The organism is Sorangium sp. So ce119, assembly GCF_051524405.1.
Lineage (GTDB): Bacteria > Myxococcota_A > Polyangia > Polyangiales > Polyangiaceae > Sorangium > Sorangium cellulosum_G.
Map to the genome: position 1 here is coordinate 5917906 of NZ_CP150310.1, position 17068 is coordinate 5934973.

General features: G+C 74.1%; 9 protein-coding genes and 1 pseudogene. 4 read left to right on the forward strand and 6 right to left on the reverse strand.

Going from position 1 to position 17068, the window contains the following annotated elements:
• The first annotated feature begins 165 nt into the window (after positions 1-165).
• Positions 166-1602 (forward strand): amidase, encoded by a 1437-nt coding sequence (locus WME76_RS22295; protein WP_437954307.1) that lies wholly within the window; start codon positions 166-168, stop codon positions 1600-1602.
• 49 nt (positions 1603-1651) lie between these two features.
• Here the strand turns inward: WME76_RS22295 and WME76_RS22300 are convergent, their stop codons facing one another.
• Together WME76_RS22300 and WME76_RS22305 are read right to left on the reverse strand one after the other, a co-directional pair.
• Positions 1652-2332, reverse strand: coding sequence for a pectate lyase (locus WME76_RS22300; RefSeq protein ID WP_437962140.1), 681 nt, complete (start codon positions 2330-2332; stop codon positions 1652-1654).
• A pseudogene (locus WME76_RS22305) lies at positions 2312-2812 on the reverse strand (pectate lyase); the annotation flags it as partial. The gene WME76_RS22300 and the pseudogene WME76_RS22305, both read right to left, overlap by 21 nt.
• Positions 2813-3277: 465 nt before the next feature.
• Between WME76_RS22305 and WME76_RS22310 the strand changes: the two are divergent.
• Positions 3278-4306, forward strand: coding sequence for a sigma-70 family RNA polymerase sigma factor (locus tag WME76_RS22310; protein WP_437954308.1), 1029 nt, complete (start codon positions 3278-3280; stop codon positions 4304-4306).
• Between the two features lie 14 nt (positions 4307-4320).
• Here WME76_RS22310 and asnB read toward each other — a convergent pair whose 3' ends face one another.
• Together asnB and WME76_RS22320 are read right to left on the reverse strand one after the other, a co-directional pair.
• A complete protein-coding gene (asnB, locus tag WME76_RS22315; protein ID WP_437954309.1) occupies positions 4321-6165 on the reverse strand; it encodes an asparagine synthase (glutamine-hydrolyzing) in 1845 nt (614 codons plus the stop codon).
• A 198-nt stretch (positions 6166-6363) separates the two neighbouring features.
• Positions 6364-6954 (reverse strand): TetR/AcrR family transcriptional regulator, encoded by a 591-nt coding sequence (locus WME76_RS22320; protein ID WP_437954310.1) that lies wholly within the window; start codon positions 6952-6954, stop codon positions 6364-6366.
• A 175-nt stretch (positions 6955-7129) separates the two neighbouring features.
• Between WME76_RS22320 and WME76_RS22325 the strand changes: the two genes are divergently transcribed.
• Positions 7130-8125 (forward strand): saccharopine dehydrogenase NADP-binding domain-containing protein, encoded by a 996-nt coding sequence (locus WME76_RS22325; RefSeq protein ID WP_437954311.1) that lies wholly within the window; start codon positions 7130-7132, stop codon positions 8123-8125.
• Positions 8126-8159: 34 nt separating this feature from the next.
• Here the strand turns inward: WME76_RS22325 and WME76_RS22330 are convergent, their stop codons facing one another.
• Together WME76_RS22330 and WME76_RS22335 are read right to left on the reverse strand one after the other, a co-directional pair.
• Entirely contained in the window at positions 8160-14474 is a 6315-nt protein-coding gene (locus WME76_RS22330; protein ID WP_437954312.1) for a pentapeptide repeat-containing protein, read from the reverse strand.
• Between the two features lie 430 nt (positions 14475-14904).
• Positions 14905-15858 (reverse strand): LysR family transcriptional regulator, encoded by a 954-nt coding sequence (locus WME76_RS22335; RefSeq protein WP_437954313.1) that lies wholly within the window; start codon positions 15856-15858, stop codon positions 14905-14907.
• A gap of 59 nt (positions 15859-15917) precedes the next feature.
• On the opposite strand from WME76_RS22335, the gene WME76_RS22340 reads away from it, so the two are divergent.
• Positions 15918-17015 (forward strand): SDR family oxidoreductase, encoded by a 1098-nt coding sequence (locus WME76_RS22340; protein WP_437954314.1) that lies wholly within the window; start codon positions 15918-15920, stop codon positions 17013-17015.
• The last annotated feature ends 53 nt before the right edge of the window (positions 17016-17068 follow it).

Sequence of the window (17068 nt, forward strand, 5' to 3'; positions counted from 1 at the left end):
CAGGGTACACACCGGGGATCAGGCCAGCAAGGCCCCCTGCCGGCGCCGGGGTCTCCGGTCGAGTCAACCCGTCCATCGCCGCGGGGAGCTCAGAGTCCGTGTTCGAGGCGTGGGTCCTTTCTTCGCCCCGCGGCGCGCGGCGGGCTCGTATAAGGGACCTGCACCATGAAGATCTCCGAGTACACCGCGTTCGATGCGATGGGCCTCGCGGAGCTGGTCCGCCGACGCGAGGTCACCCCCGCCGAGCTCCTGGACACGGCCTCGGCCGCCATCGAGCAGGTCAACCCTGCGCTCAACGCGGTGATCGGCTCGCTGCGCGACGACGCCGAGCGGGCGCTGCGCGCGGGGCTGCCGGCGGGGCCGTTCACGGGCGTGCCGTACCTGGTGAAGGACCTCGGCATCCTCGTCGCGGGCACGCCCACCGGCATGGGCTCTCGGCTCTTCCAGGGGCTCGTCTCGCCCGCGGACGACGAGCTGATGACGCGCTTCCGGCGCGCGGGGCTCGTGGCGATCGGCAAGACGAACACCCCGGAGCTCGGCCTCAACGTGGTCACGGAGCCGGTCGCGCACGGGCCGACGCGCAACCCGTGGCGGCTCGATCGCACCCCCGGCGGCTCGAGCGGCGGCGCCGCCGCGGCGGTGGCGGCGCGGATGGTGCCCATGGCCCACGGCAACGACGTCGCCGGGTCGATCCGCATCCCGTCGTCGTGCTGCAATCTCTTCGGGCTCAAGCCCACCCGCGGCCGCATCCCGACCGGGCCGGTGGAGGGAGAGGTCCTGATGGGCTTCGCCACCGATCACGCGCTCACCCGATCGGTGCGCGACTGCGCCGCGCTGCTCGACGCCATCGCCGGGCCCGACCCGGGCACGCCGTACTTCGCGCCGCCGGCCGCGCGGCCGTTCCTGGAGGAGGCGCGCACGCCGCCGGGGCGGCTCCGGATCGCGTTCACCGACACGGCCTGGAGCGGGGTGCAGGTGCACCCCGAGTGCAAGCAGGCGGTGCGCCGGGCCGCGGCGCTGTGCGAGGAGCTGGGGCACGAGGTCGTGCCGGCGCGGCCGGAGATCGACTGGGAGCGCGTCCGCATCGCGTTCCGGATGCTGCTCTCGTACCACGCCCACATGTTCGATCGCGTCTGCCCGCTGTACGGCCTCGCGCCGGGGCGCGACACGCTGGAGGCCACCACGCTGACCATGGCCGAGGCCGGCCGGCGGATGAGCGCCGTGGACCTGCACGACGTGCTCGTGGCGCGCGACCAGATCGCGCGGCAGGTGGGGCAGTTCTTCCTGCAGTTCGACGCCCTGCTGACGCCGACCTTGACCACGCTCCCGATCCCGCCGGGCACGCTCGACGCGGACGACCCCACCACGAGCGCCGAGGGCTGGCTCGATCAGATCTTCGCCTTCGCGGCGTTCACGCCCCTGTTCAACGTGACCGGGAGCCCGGCGATGTCGGTGCCGCTCCACATGAGCGCCGACGGCCTGCCGGTGGGCGTGCAGTTCGCGGGCCGCTACGCGGACGACGCCACGCTGCTGCGGCTGGCGGGCCAGCTCGAGCAGGCGGCGCCGTGGGACCGGCGCCGGCCGCGCGTCTGCGCCGTGTGAGCCGCGGCCCGGCGCGCGCCGCGCCTGGCAGCGCGGCCGCGCCGGCCGGTCAGTACGCGCTGTTGCCCGAGGTGGTGATGTTCGATGAGCTCACGCCCATGAAGAGCTCTTTGCCGATGTCGCTGTAGCGGGTGTTCGTCATCTTCACGGTGCTGGAGCTGCTGTCCGTCCTGAAGATGGATTCCTTCATCTTCGAGATGTCGCACCGGTCGATGACGACATCGACCTTGAAGTCGGTGCCGCCGTTCTGCCGGATGAACTTGCCGGCGTTCTCCGCCTTGAAGTTCGAGACCTTGAACGTGCTGGCCGCGTTGATCTGGAACACCTTGTCGGCGCCGTTCTTCGCGGAGCCGCCGTTCAGGACCACGGTGCCGGACTTCTTGACCGTCAACGCGTCCTCGCCGATGTCCTCCCAGACGATGTTCTCGAGCGTGACGTTGCCGTAGGTGTGGATGCCGTCGGCGGCCGGCGCGCCGAGCACGACGTTCCTCAGCTTCGCGCCGTCCTCGAGCTTGAACACCGGCTTCTGCCCCTCGTCCTGGCTGCCGTCCCCGAGCGTCTCGCTGTCGGCGATGAACCGCTTGCCGCCGCCGTCGAACGTCTCGCCGGCCTTCACGAGGATGGTCGAGCGCACGACGCCGCCGTCCCCGACCGTCGTGCCGCCGCCAGAGTCGCCGCCGCCCGAGTCGCCGCCGCCGACCGGCACGAGCTCGATGTAGTCGATCTTCAGATCGTGGCCGGACGCAGAGGAGCTCTTGCCCTTGCACGTGAACTTGAACTCCACGTTGCCCGAGAGCGATTTCTCCCCGAGCGTCTCGGTCGTCCAGCTATCGCCGGTGGTGGACGTGTAGGCGTCGAACGACTTCACCGAGGAGCCCTTCACGCTCAGCTCGTACTTGCCGTACACATTGCGCTTGGCGTACCGGAGGACGATCTTGTACGTGCCCGACGCGACCGAGGTGGAGAACTTGAATGTATCGCCGCTCTGGTTGGCGCGGAACTTCACGTTGTCCGCGTTGTCCTCGATCCTGTCACCCGAGGAGATCGACCACGACTGGTCCTCGGCCTGGATCTTGACGGCGCTGAGCGCGTCGCTCAGCGAGTCCACCGCGTCCACGTCCACGGCGTCGTCCGCCGCGAGGCAGCCGGCGAGGCCGAGCGACAGCAGCGTTCCCAGAGCACAGGTCCATTTCAAGCTCATTGATTCCATCCCTCGTTGGCAACCGTCGTACAGCGCGCTCCACCTCGATGCGGCGCCGTGCCGCGCGGGTCGAAGCGCAGCATTGCAACGCTCGCGCCACGGAGCGCCGCCGTCGCCGACGCGCGGACCGCGCGAGCTCACTGCATCATTCCGTGGAGAAGCCGCGCTCCGTCGCGCTCCGTCGTCCCAGCTCGAGCGCCGCGCGCGTCGCTGTCACGTGGGAGTGTACACAATGTCAACCGCGCGTTGACACCAGGAGCCCGCCCGCGGCGCGAGGGGCCCGGCGGGCCCGGCCGCTATCCGCAGCGGCGAAGCGGGCATTCCGGAGTCAAGGTTCAGATTGCCAGCCCGAGCGGAGTGAATCGACGTCAGGCGCGCGGTCCGCCGGCGCAATCTCGGTGACGGTGAGCTGCACTCCAGCGGCCGCAGATCCTGCCTTTTTCGCGGGCAGCGGATCTGTTAAACACGGCTGCGATGGCTGACCTCCCGCCCCCGAGGAAGCACGCCGCCAGCGACGACGTCGCGCACGCGACCGTCCGCCACCTCGACGAGCACCGCGCCGCGCTGACAGGCCACTGCTACCGCATGCTCGGGTCGGCCGCCGAGGCCGACGACGCCGTGCAGGAGACGATGCTGCGCGCCTGGCGCAGCCTCGACCAGTTCGAGGGGCGCGCGGCCCTGCGCACCTGGCTGTACCGCATCGCCACCCACGTGTGCCTCGACGCGCTGAGCGAGCGCACCCGCCGCGCGCGCCCGATGGAGCTCGGCCCTCCCAACGGGATCGACGGGCCGCTCACCACGCTGCCTTCCTACCGGTGGGTCGAGCCGATCCCCGACGTGCTGGCGCTGCCCGCCGACGCCGACCCCGCCGAGCTCGTGGCCCTGCGCCAGAGCATCCGGCTCGCCTTCGTGACCGCGCTCCAGCACCTCCCGCCGCGCCAGCGCGCGGTGCTGCTGCTGATGGAGGTCCTCGGCTGGCGGGCCGCCGAGGTGGCGGAGACGCTCGACACCTCGGTCGCCTCGGTCAACAGCGCCCTCCAGCGCGCCCGGGCGACGCTCGCGACCCGCGATCTCTCGGACACTCACGCCCCGCTGTCCGACGCGCAGTCCGTGCTGGTCGACCGCTACGTCGAGGCGTTCGAGCGGTACGACGTGAGCGCGCTCACCAAGATCCTCCACGAGGACGCGACGATGTCGATGCCGCCGTACGCGCTGTGGCTGCGCGGTCACGAGCCGATTTGCACCTGGCTCCTGGGCCCTGGCGCGGCCTGCCGCGGGTCCCGGCTGGTGCCGACCGCGGCCTGCGGCTCGCCCGCGTTCGGGCAGTACAAGCCCGGCGGCCCCGGGGAGAGCTACAAGCCGTGGGCGCTCATCGTGCTCGAGCTCTCGGACGCGCACATCGTCGCGATGAACTACTTCCTCGACACGGAGACGCTCTTCCCGCGCTTCGGCTTGCCCCCGGAGCTCCCGCCGGCCCCGCAGAGGGGCGCGGAGGCGCCGTAGGGCGGCTGACGGGATCAGAGCGCCAGCTCGATCTCGTAGCGAGCGAGCCAGTCGTTGAGCACGAGGATCTGCTCCACGCTCGACCGCGACACCTCGTCGGCCGGTCCTCCGGTGTCCGCGGCGACGGCGCGGGCGCTGGCCACGTCGAGCAGCGGCAGCACCGGCGCGTCCTTCCACGCGAGCAGCGTCGCGAGCTGCGCGCGCAGCGCCCGCGCGTACGCGGGGTCCTGCGTCGCGGGATACGGGCTCTTGCGCCGCTCGAGCACCGAGCGCGGCAGGAGATCGCCGGCGGCGGCGCGCAAGAGGCTCTTCTCGCGCCCGTCGAAGGTCTTCATCGACCACGGCGCGTTGAACACGTACTCCACGAGCCGGTGATCGCAGAACGGGACCCGGACCTCGAGCCCGGTCGCCATGCTCATGCGATCCTTGCGGTCGAGCAGCAGTTGCAGGAAGCGCGTCAGGTGCAGGTAGCTGATCTCCCGCATGCGCCGCTCCTGCCCCGCCTCGCCCGGCAGGCGCGGGACCTCGGCGATCGCCTCCCGGTAGCGCTCGGCGATGTAGCCCTCGAGGTCGAGCCGCTCGAGGAGCGCGGGGGCGAGCAGCGTCGAGACGGAGCTCGATCCCCGCAGACGCGTGCGCAGGGCCGTCCACGGGAACGTGTCGGCCGCCACCGCCTCGGGGTCGTGGAACCAGAGATACCCGCCGAAGACCTCGTCGGCCGACTCGCCGGACAGCGCCACCGTGGAGCGCTCCCGGATGGCGCGGAAGAGCAGGTGCAGCGAAGCATCCATGTCCCCGAAGCTGAGGGGGAGATCCCGGGCGCGCAGCACGACCGCGCGGACGGCGGGATCGGCGAGCTGGGCCGCGGAGAGGACGATGTTCGCGTGGTCGGACCCGACGTACTGCTGGACGTCGACGACGTACGGCGCGTCCGGCGTGCTCCGCAGCTCGTCCGCCTTGAAGTTCTCGGCCTGACCGTCGAAATCGACGGAGAACGAGCGCACCGGCCCCGCGCCCGCGAGCGCCCGCTGCGCGAGCGATGTCACGAGGCTGGAGTCCAGCCCTCCGGACAGGAGCGTGCAGAGCGGCACGTCGGAGATGAGCTGGCGAGCGACGATGTCCTCGAGCAGCCCGCGGACGGCGCCGATCGTCGTCTGGAGATCGTCGGTGTGAGGCCTCGACTCGAGGGCCCAGTAGCGGCGCTCGGTGATACCATCCCTGCGCACGTGGACGACGTGGCCGGGGCGGACCTCGCGCATGTCGCGGAACACGGCGAGCCCCGGCGTCTTCGTGAAGGCGAGGAGCTCGCGCAGGCCGCCGTCGTCGACGACCGGCCGGGCGAGCGGGTTCGCGAGGATGGCCTTGGGCTCCGAGCCGAAGAGCGCGCCCGATCCGGTCGGCTGGTAATACAGCGGCTTGATGCCCATCCGGTCCCGGACGAGCAGGAGCTCCTCGGCGCGGACGTCCCAGAGGGCGAAGGCATACATGCCGTTGAGGCGCGCGGGGAAGCCCGCGCCCCACTCCAGGTAGGCGCGGAGGACGACCTCGGTGTCGCTGTGCGTCGTGAACTGGTGGCCGCGGGACCCCAGATCTCGGCGTAGCTCACGAAAATTGTAGGCCTCGCCGGTGTAGATGAGGACGACCAGCGGATCGCCGTTCTCGTCGGCGATCATCGGCTGTCGGCCCCCCTCGATATCGATGATGGCCAGTCGGCGGTGCCCGAGGGCCGCGCGCGGGGAGAGCCATATTCCCTCGTCGTCGGGCCCACGGTACTTCATCGTGTCCGTCATCTGCTGCGCCACGTGACGCTCCCGCGTCAGATCGCGCGCGTAGTCCACCCATCCAGCAATGCCGCACATGGGACGATCGCCTCCTGGCAACAGCGCTGCCGTCACCCGGCGGCGGGCGCGATCGCCTCGCCGCGGCGCTCGCAGCCGCTCGTGGTTGTGCGCGAGCGTAGGAAGCAAAGCGGCGTCGCGCAACCAGCCTGGCCGGCGCGGCATTCGGCAAATCCGCCGGATCTCGCGGAGATCACCGCGCCTTCCGCGGTGCCGCGCTCACGTCTTCGCCGGGAGCCACGCGACGATGAGGGCCGCGAGCGCCTCCGCAGCGGCGGACTCGCTCGTCCGCTCGCGGAGCATCTCGCCCGCGATCGACTCGGCGGCGCCGACGATCCCGACGCAGCGGAGGTGGAGCTCGCGCCTCGGCAGCTTCGCGTGCGGGGCGAAGGTGTCCCGGTAGATCGCGACGTACTCGTCGAGCAGGCGCTGCCGGAACGCCTCCATCTCCTCGTCGCCCTTCAGCGCCGCCGTGATCGCGTACCACTCGGGGCCGACCGTCGTGTAACAGTGCATGTACGCGCGGCTCGCGACGCGCGCGAGGTCCGCGAGCCGCGCGGGCGCGCGCTCGAGCGCCTCGAACAGCAGCGCGCGCTGCCGCACGTCGATGCGCTCGCACAGCGCGATGAGGAGCCCCGAGCGGGTCCCGAAGTGCTCGTAGGCGATCGGCTTCGTGACGCCGGCGCGCTCCGCCACGCGCCCGAGCGTCAGGGCGTCGGTCCCCTCCTCCCGGACGATCTCGAGCGCCGTCTCGAGGAGCTGCTCGCGCCGCTCGGCCTTGGAGAGCCGCCCTCTGGGTACCTCGCTCATGCAGCCCTCATCTTAGGACCAGCGCCCCCGGCGCGCCCATGCCGACGAAGATCCGCGGCCACGCTTGACAGGGCCGGCCCTCGTGGACATTACCTTTGGTAACTTACCAAGGGTAAGTTGTGACGCCTGGCGAGGCCGGGCGGAGAGGAGCTCATCCATCATGACGAAGGGCACGATGCACTCTGTTCTCATCGTCGGAGGGTCCGGCGTCGTCGGCTCTCTGACAGCGAAGACGCTGCGCGCGCTGTACCCCGACCTGCCGATCGCGATCGGCGGGAGAGACCTCGCGAAGGCCGCGGCGGTCGCGGAGCAGGTCGGCCGCGCGCGCCCCGTCCGCGTCGATCTCGAGCGGCCCGATCTCGGGCAGCCGGCGGGCGAGGCGTACGGCGCGGTGGTCATGTTCGTGAAGGACGAACGGCTGAACGCGCTCCGCTTCGCGCAGGAGACCGGCGCCGCCTACGTCGACATCTCGACGGCGGCGTTCGAGATCGCGCCCGAGGTCGCGCTCCACGCGCGGCGCCCGAGGAGCGCGCCCGTCCTGCTCGCGTGCCACTGGCTCGTCGGCTCGGCCACGCTGCCGGCGCTCCACTTCGCGAAGGCCTACGCGCGCCTCGAGAGCGTCGCGATCGGCGCGGTCCTCGACGAGCAGGACGTGGGCGGCCCCGCCGCGTACGCCGACTTCGAGCGCCAGACCAGGGCCGGGCTGAAGGCGCAGCTCCTGAAGGACGGCCGGTGGATCTGGGTGGGCGGAGAGGAGGGCTCACGGTCGTTCGTGACCGTCGACGGCACCGAGGTGAAGGGCCAGGCCTACGCGGTGCTCGATCCCATGAGCATCGCCGCGGCGACCGACGCGCATTCGATCCGGTTCGATCTCGTCCTCGGGGAGACGGCGACGCGCCGGCGGGGCGAGCCGTTCTCGACGGAGATCGTGATCGAGCTCGAGGGGGTGAAGAAGGACGGCGCGCGAGGGCGCTCGCGCCACGAGCTCGTGCACCCGGAGGGCCAGGCGCCGATGACCGCCGTCGGCGTCGCCGTGGCCGTGGAGCGGCTGCTCGGGCTCACCGGCGGCGAGCGCGTGGCCCCCGGCCTCTACCATCCGGACACGCTGATCGACCCCGAGCACATGCTCGACCGCCTCGCCGCGTTCGGCACGCGGATCCGCAGCGCGTGACGCCGGCGCGCCCGCCGGTCGCCCGCCCCCTGCCCTACCGGATCGCGCCGCTCGCGGGCAGCTCCCCGCCGCGATGGCGCACGACAAGGGGCTCGTCGCCGGGGATGCGCAGGGGGTTCGGCAGGTAGGGATCGAGCTCGCCGGGCTCGAAGCGGCAGAGGCCGACAACGTGCCAGAACGAGCCGCCGATGTCGCCGCCGAGCTTGTACCGGCCGTCGGGGCTGAAGGCGGCCCACCCCTCGGGGCAGGGCAGGAGGATGGCAAGGCAGCTCCCCTGGGCCACGTCCCAGAGGCGGAGGGTGCCGTCCGCGGAGGCCGAGGCGAGGAGGAGGCCGTCGGGGCTGAAGGCGACGCCCTGCACGGAGGCGTTGTGGCCCTCCAGGGTGCGGACGGCGCGGCCCCGGGCCACGTCCCAGAGGCGCACCGTCTTGTCCGACGAGCCCGACGCGAGCACCTGGCTTCCCGGGCTGAACGCCACGCCGCGGACCCCGCGCGTGTGCCCCTCGAGGCAGAACAGGAGGCGACCGCTCCCGACCTCCCAGACGCGCACCGCCCTGTCGTCCGACCCCGACGCGAGCAGCAGGCCGTCGGGGCTGAACGCGACGCCGCGGATCCCGTCGGTGTGCCCCTCGAACGCGCGGATCACGCGGCCCCGGGCGACCTCCCACAGGCGCATGGTCCTGTCGTCCGACCCCGACGCGAGCGTCAGCCCGACCGGGCTCCACGCGACGGTGCACACCCGGTGCGTGTGCCCCTCGAACGTGCGCAGCGCGCGGCCGCTCTCCACCTCCCAGAGGCGCACCGTCCTGTCGTCCGAGGCCGACGCGAGCGTCTCGCCCTCGGGGCTGAACGCCACGCCGCGGATCGCGTGCGCGTGGCCCTCGATCGAGCGCAGGAGCCGCCCGCGCGCGACCTCCCAGAGCCGGATGGTCTTGTCGTCCGAGCCCGACGCGAGCACCTCGCCCCCCGGGCTGAACGCCACGCTGCGGATCCCGAGCGTGTGGCCCTTGAACGCCCGGATCGCGCGGCCGCTCCCCACGTCCCAGAGGCGCACGGACCGGTCGTCCGAGCCCGACGCGAGCGCGTGGCCATCCGGGCTGAACGCCGCGCCGAGCACCCAGTCGGTGTGCCCCTCGAAGCTGCGCAGCGCGTGCCCGCGCGCGACCTCCCAGAGGCGGATCGTCTTGTCGCGCGACCCCGACGCGAGCGTCTGCCCGCCCGGGCTGAACGCCACGCTGCACACCCCGTGCGTGTGCCCCTCGAACGTGCGCAGCGCGCGGCCCGTCCTGACCTCCCAGAGGCGCGCCGACCGGTCCAGCGACCCCGACGCGAGCGTGAGGCCGTCGGCGCTCCAGGCGACCCCGAAGACCCAGTCGGTGTGGCCCTCGAACGCGCGCAGCGCGCGGCCGCTCCCGGCGTCCCACAGGCGCACCGTCCGGTCCGACGACGCCGACGCGAGCGCCTGCCCGTCCGGGCTCCACGCCACGCCGAGGACCCAGTCGGTGTGCCCCTCGAGGCAGCGCAGGGCGTGGCCGCTCCGGACCCTCCAGAGGCGCACCGTCTTGTCCGACGACCCCGAGGCGAGCGCCTGCCCGTCCGGGCTCCACGCCACGCTGCGGACCCCGAGCGTGTGGCCCTTGAACGTGCGCAGCGCGCGCCCCGTGCCGACCTCCCAGACGCGCACCGTCTTGTCCGACGACCCCGAGGCGAGCGCCTGCCCGTCCGGGCTCCACGCCACGCTGCGGACCGCGTGGGTGTGCCCCTCGAACGCGCGCAGCGCGCGGCCCGTCCTGACCTCCCAGAGGCGCACCGTCCGGTCCGACGACCCCGAGGCGAGCAGGAGGCCATCCGGGCTGAACGCCACGCTCATCGCCGCGCCGAGGTGCCCGTGCATCGCCCGGATCGCCTGCCCGGTGACAGCGTCCCAGATCCGGACCGAGCCGTCCTCGTGGCTCGCCGCCAGGAGATCGCCCAGCGGGCTCCACGCCACCGCGTTGCACGGCGAGACCGGCGCCCACATCGGCGCGGCGTCGCGCGGCCGGGGCGGCGCCGCGCCGTCCGCGGCCAGCGACGCGACAGGCGCCCCCCGGGCGCCGACGAGCTTGGCGCCGCGGAGCTGCGCGCCCGCGAGGTTGGCGCCGGTCAGATCCGCGCCTACCAGGCGGGCGAACGAGAGATCCGCGCCCCGGAGATCCGCGCCCTCGAGGTCGGCGCCGGTGAGGTCCGCCCGCGCGAGCTGCGCCGCGCCCAGCGACGCGCCGGCCAGCCGCGCCTCGACGAGCGTGGCGCCCCAGAGGTTGGCCTGCGTGAGATCGGCCCGCCGCAGGTCGGCGCACGCGAGGTTGCACCCGCTCAGGTCCTGCCCGGCCAGGTTGACGCCGGGCGCGTCGAGCTCTTCCAGGAAGGCGACCCGCCCCTCCTCCGTGTCCGTGTCCTCCTCGTCCCTGGCCAGCCAGCGCACGACGCGCAGGGCGTTGTCCTTCGCGTTCCCCTCGGCCGCCCCGCGGAGCACCCGCTGCGCCCACGCCGCCGCCGCCCCGCGCCCCGCGAGCGACACGAAGAAGTCGACCATGAGCTCGCTCATCTCGTCGGCGCCGAGCGCCGCGCTGTCGCCCGTCTCCTTCACCTCGCGCGCGGCCGCGTCGGCGACGAGCCACTCCAGCGCCGACCGGTGGACGAACGAGAACGCCCCCTCCGCGTCGCGCACGAGCAGCGAGCCCGAGCCGATCAGGTGCTCGATGATCGCGCGGTCGATCGGCGGCGCGTCGGGCGGCTGCGCGCCCCGGATCAGGCCCTCCGGCAGCTCGCCGAGGCCGACCGCGCGCGCGCTCCGGTCCCAGAGCAGCCGCGCCAGCCCGGTCATCGCGGCCCGCAGCGCCTCGCGGGGGATCCCGCGCGGCGCGCCCCGCGGGTTCGCGCGCGCGTGCTCGTGGTCGAGCCACTGCTCGACGAGCACCTCGTACAGCTTCGCCGCGGTGATCGTCCCGGTCCGCGCCTTGGCCTGCCGGAGCTTGTCCGGCTCGATCTTGGCGATGAACCCGAGCATCCGCGGGTTCTCCGAGAGCCCGAGCAGGTCCTTGACCTCGTGGAGCAGCCGGTAGCGCGCCTCGGCCTCCGCGGGCTCGGGGCTCAGGTTGCCCAGGAAGCGCCGGATCTGCTTCTCCCCGAACCCCTGGAGCTGCACCAGCCGGTAGCCCCGCAGCAGCTCGGCCCGCCGGGCGAGCTCGCGCTTGATCGGCGGATCGGTGAGGAAGTGCTGCGCGCGGCTGGTCACCACGACCTTCGCGATCCCCTCCGCCGCCTGGACCACCGTGTCGAAGTGCTCGAGCGCGCGATCGTACGTCAGCCGCAGGGCGAGCTCGTCGAAGCCGTCGAAGAGCAGCGCGACGCGCCCCTCGGCGAGCATGTAGCGGAAGGCCCGCAGGTCGACGGGCTCGTTCGCGAGCGCGAAGTGCTGCGCGAGGAGCGAGTCGAGCGAGCGCTGCTTCTCGATGCGGCCGAGCTCGATGAGCACCGGCACGAGCGGGTGCCGCTCCCGCGCCATCCGCCGGGCGAGCTCGCGCAGCAGGAACGTCTTGCCGGCGCCGAAGTCGCCGAGCACCAGCGCGAAGCGCCGGTGGGGCGCGTCGAGCAGCCGGAAGAGGGCGTCGAGCGCGCTCTCGGTCGCGCTCTTCTCGCGGTCGCCGAGGCTCACGACGGCCGGCTGCTCGACGTAGAGCCACGGCGGGTACGACGGGTCGGACTCGATGCGATCGGTCTGCCACGCGAGGTACCGGCCGAAATCGATGAGCCCCTGCGCCTCGGAGAAGCTCTTCAGCACGACGCCGCGGCGCGCCGCGCTCCGGACGAGCTCGGGCGGCGCGGGCGGGTCGGTGTGGATCAGGGTGGAGCGCAGGTACGGGTCCTGCTGCCGGAAGCGGTGCTCGACCTCGGTCACGTACCGCGTGACGAGCTCCTCGGAGATCGACCTGTCGAGCACGCCGATCACGCGGACGTCGACGCGCCGGCCGTCCTGCACGGCGACCTCGAGCGCGCCCGCGAACGGCGGGGGCGCGCGGTGCTTCGTCACGGTCGCCCCGGGGTCGCGGAGGAGCGCCACGCGCTCGACGCGGTCGAGGAAGGCGTCGCGCCGGTCGTGCCGGTCGTCGGCGACGAGGTCCCGCCCGCTCGGGTGGCGCTCGCCGTCGTCGGCCGGCGCCGGCTCGCGCAGATCGGGCACCGAGGGGCGCTCGATCCGCGGCTCGGGCGCGAGGTGCTGCTGCAGGAACGCGAGCAGCGCCGCCGCCGAGGCGCGGCAGGCGAACGCGCGCAGGCCGTCGTCGCCGCCGCGGTCGGCGGGGTCGCCGACGGCGCGCATCAGGATCGAGCGCCTCTGGAAGCGCGCCGCGAGGTCGCCGATCGCGGCGCCCTCTGCCTCGAGGCCGAGGGTGCCCGGCACGACCCGCTGCAGCCGGTCCCAGACGCCCGGGTCGCGCGCGGCCGCCGTGAAGCTGGCGATCGCCCCGACGTGCACGCGCAGCGGCGGATCGGCCGGCAGCGCGTCCGGGTAGAGGAGCCGCTCTTCCAGGACCTTCTCGCGCCCCGCCTCGGTGAGGCAGAGCGCGCCGCCCTTCATCGAGACGAGGCCCTCGTGGAGCGCCGCCTGGACCCGCGCGGTCCACCCCGGGCAGGCGCGCCGCCGCTCCGGGTGCGCCACGGGGCTCGGCGCCCCGTCGACCTCGTGCGCGTGGAGCGCGTGCAGGAGCCACCGCCGCTCGGCCGCCCGGGAGGGAGGGCGCGCGCGGGAGAGCGCGGAGAGGTCGAGCTCGCGCGCGAGGTAGCCGGCGTCCATCTTCCACGCGGCCTGCAGGTTGAAGGTGCGGAGGTCGTGGAAGAGCTCGGCCTCGTCGCCCGGCTGCGCGGCGCCCGCTGGCGCGATGCCCGCGGGCGCCGGCGCCGGCTGCGCGGCGCGCCTGCGCGGCTCGAAGCTGTAGAGCTGGTCGGCGACGATCACGTCGCCCGGCGCGACCTTCCTCGGATCGCCGGCGCAGACGCCGCACATCGCGAGGCACGCCGGGTCGAGCTCGGCGACGAGGTGCTGCCCCCGGATCGCGGCGGTGCGCAGCCCCGCCTCGCCGATCCACGCGGCGGTGACGACGAGCGAGCCGCCGCGCGCGCTCGGGAGCGTGCGCCGGTGGTAGCGCAGGCCGCCGAGGTCGCGGAGCTCGCGCCACCCCTTCTCGCCGCCCTCGCCCTGCGCGAGCACGGCGTCGAGCTCGTCCTTGTGCGCCGTCACGACGAGCACGTCCACGGGCCCGACCTCGCGCTCAGGGCCCGCGTCCACGCCCGCGGCCGCGTCTCGCCGCGCGTTCGCGGCGTGGAGCGCCTTGGCCTCGGAGATCCGCTCGCGGCCCTTCTGGGCGTCGTGCCGCCCGATCGCGGCGAGCGCCTGGGCCGCCGCGGCGGAGGCCTCGAGGGCGCGGTCGCCGAGCCGCTCGGCGATGGCGCGCGCCTCGGCGAGCGGCCCCTCGGCCTCGGCGGCCCGGCCCGTGCGCGCCGCGATCGCGAAGGCGCCGATGATCGCCCGCGCCTCGGGCTCCGGGTCGACGATCTGCCGCGCGAGCGCGAGCGCCTCGCGGTAGCTCGCCTCGGCGCGCGCGAGGTCGCCGCCGTCCTCGAGCAGGCCGGCCATCTCGAGCTCGGCGCGCACGCGCACAGCGGGCGGGGCCGCTGGCCGCGCGAGCAGGGCGCCCAGGGTCGCCGCCGCGGCGACGGCGTGGCCCCGGCGCCGCTCGGCCACGGCCTGGCGCAGGAGCAGATCCGCCGGGGGCTCCGCCGCGGCGCCGCCGTGGGCGGGGTCGAGCGCCTCGGCGACGGCGCGGAGCGCGTCCGGGGCGGGCTCCTCGACGAGGCGGAGCTCGGCGACGCGGATGGCCCAGAGGTCGGGCGCCTCTTCCCGGCAGAGGCCGAGGAAGCCCGGCGGTCCGCACCAGAGCAGCGGGCAGCCGAGGCGGCTCGACAGCGTGTCGCGCCGCTGGTGCTGGTTGAGGCGCCGGAGGCCCTCGCGCGCGGCCGCGGGCGGGGGGTCGGAGCCGACGAGGAGGACGACGCCCCGCGGCTCGGGCTCGGCGCGGTAGAGGGCGGCGATGAGGTCCTCCCAGGCGGCGTCGCGGTCTCGCGGCGCGATCACGAGCGCCCGGCGCCCCTCGCGGGTCAGGAAGTCGCCGAGCGCGCGGGCGACGTCGGGGCCGGGGATCTCGACGGGGAGCAGGGCGAAGCCGGGGATGCGCTCGAGGACCCGGAGCACCTCGCGGAAGCTCCCGAGGAACGGCGACATCGACGCGGGGAGCGGGGGGGTGGAGGCGGTCATGATGCGGCCGCGAGGGGCTCGGCCAGCTCGGGCGCGCGGGGAGAGAGCGCGCGCACGGCGCGACGCGCCGCGGCGGCGTCGAGGCGCGACGTGATCGCGGAGCTCCTCGAAGCGATCCTCTTCGTCGGCGAGATCAACAAGATGCCTTCCCCCCCGCGATGCCGGGCCGGGCCCCGCCGGCCCCTGTGCCCACGGCGCACGAGGCATGGTGCGGCCAAAGCGAGGTGGCCCGCAATAGGCTCTCGACGGCGCCGGCCCGGGTGCGGAACAGGCGCGTTTGCGGCGCGGAACGGCGACAACGTGGGCTGATGTTCGTCCCGGTCGGGGCGTGGCGTCGCCGTCCGGCGAGCCCATGTTGGCCAGGCGCGGGTGCAGCCCCCTTTCGACACCGGTGAGCCGCTCTCCCGGGACTGCGGACCGGGACTGCGGATCACCCCGCGCCCCGGCGCACCAGGGCCCGCAGGTGCGGCGAGAGGGCGCGGCCCGAGAAGAAGAGGTCCCGGAACCAGCGCTGCGCCGGATCGTCGTCGTGGCGCTGCGACCACAGGGCCACGACCCGCGCGGCGGGCAGCTCGAAGGGGGGTGGGAAGACCCGTAGCCCGAAGAGCTCGCGGGCCCGCTGGGCGACGCTGCTCGCGATCGTGCAGAGGAAGTCGGAGCTGCGCACGGCGAGGGGCGCGGCCATGAAATGAGGCAGGCGCAGGGCGACACGCCTGCTCTTGCCGAGGCGGGCCAGGGCGCGGTCGACGGCGCCGTCGCGGCGGCCCTCGACGGTGACGAGGACGTGGTCGAGCGAGACGTAGGTCTCGAGGTCGAGGCGGCGCCTGATCGCCGGGTGGCCCTTGCGGGCCATGACGGCGAAGGGCTCGTCGTAGAGCGGCGCGCGGCGGAGGCCGGCGGCGGGCACGGGCTGGGAGGCGCCGATCAGGGCCAGATCGATGTCGCCGAGGACCAGCGCGGGGACGGCATCGGGGGAGAAGCGCTCGATCTCCAGGCGCACGAAGGGGGCGTGTTTGCCGAGGTGGTCGAGCACGTCGGGGAGGGTCGTGAGCTCGAACTGGTCGACGGTGGCGACGCGGAAGGTGCGCGCCGAGGTGCGCGGCTCGAAGGGCTCCGGGGAAGCGAGGGCGCGGCGGAGGTGCTCGAAGGCGGCGGGCAGGGCGGCGCGGAGCTGGAGGGCGCGCGGCGTGGGGGCGAGGCCGCGGCCGAGGGGGGTGAGGAGCGGATCGCCGAAGAGCTCGCGCAGGCGCGCGAGGGAGTGGCTCATCGCCGACTGGCTGACGTGGGCGCGGCGCGCCGCAGCGCTGACGCTGCCCTCGATGAGCAGCGCCTCGAGGGCGGGGAGGAGGTTCAGGTTGATGCTGCGGACATCGATCTCGCTCATACCTCGTATGAGATACATTCCATTTTCGTCATGGGTCCAGCGGCGCATGCTGGCGGCCTATGAGCGTGAGCGACGTCGAGGTTCTGGTGACGGGGGGTACGGGGTTCATCGGGCGCTGGCTGCTGGCCGAGCTGACCCGGACGAAGGTCGTGGCGGCGCCGGTGCGCCGCGCGCGGCAGCGGGCCGCGGCGCTCTCCGCGTTCGTCGACGCGCACGGCGGCGATTCGCGGCGGCTCCTGGTGGTCGAGGGCGACGTGGAAGAGGCGTCGCTCGGCCTGGCGGACCGCTTCGAGCAGGTGCGCGACGTCTATCACCTGGCGGCGCGCTTCGCCTTCGGGCTCGGCGCGCAGGAGGCGCGGCGCTGCAATGTCGAGGGCTCGCTGCACGCGGCCGGGTGGGCGCTCGCGCGGCCCCGCCTGCGGCGCTTCGTCTATCTCGGCGGCTACCGCATGCTGCACGCGAGCACCCGGCCGGGCGCCGAGAGCGCGCTGACCGAGCGCGCGCGGGGCCGGCTCTACCGCCGGCTCGGCGCCTACGAGGCGTCGAAGCACGAGTCGTACCTCGCGGTGCGCCGCTTCGCGGCCGAGCGCGGGCTGCGCTGGACGGCCGTGCATCCGAGCAGCGTCATCGGCGACTCACGCACCGGCGAGACAACGCAGCTCACCGGCCTCGGCGAGACGGTCGAGCGGCTCTGGCAGGGCCGCTTGCCGGCCCTCGTCGGCAGCGAGCGCACCTTCCTGCCGCTGGTGACCGTCGACTACCTGGCGCGCTTCCTGGCGAGCGTGCCCGAGCGCCCCGAGACAGCGGAACAGGACCTCTGCGTCCTCGATCCGGCGACGCCGCGGCTGCCCGCGCTGGTCCGCGGCATCGCCGCCCACCTGAAGCGCCGCCCCCCGCGGTGGGTGCTGCCCGTCGGCCTGGTACGTCTGCTGCCAGAGGCGCTCACCGGCGTGCCGCGAGAGAGCCTGTCGTTCCTCGCCGAGGACGCCTATGACACCCGCGCGGCCGACGCCCACGCCCGCGCGATCGGGCTGGCGATGCCGCCGATCCAGACCAGCGTGGAGCGCTGGTGCGATCACCTGGTGGCGACGCGCTTCGGCGCCGCCCCCGAGGCCGCGCGCAGCCGCTCGACGGCCGCCTCGGCGTCGGGCGGCTGAGCCCGTCGCCACGGCGCCGTCGAGGACGCGGCGGCGCGCCGCGCGGAACGGGG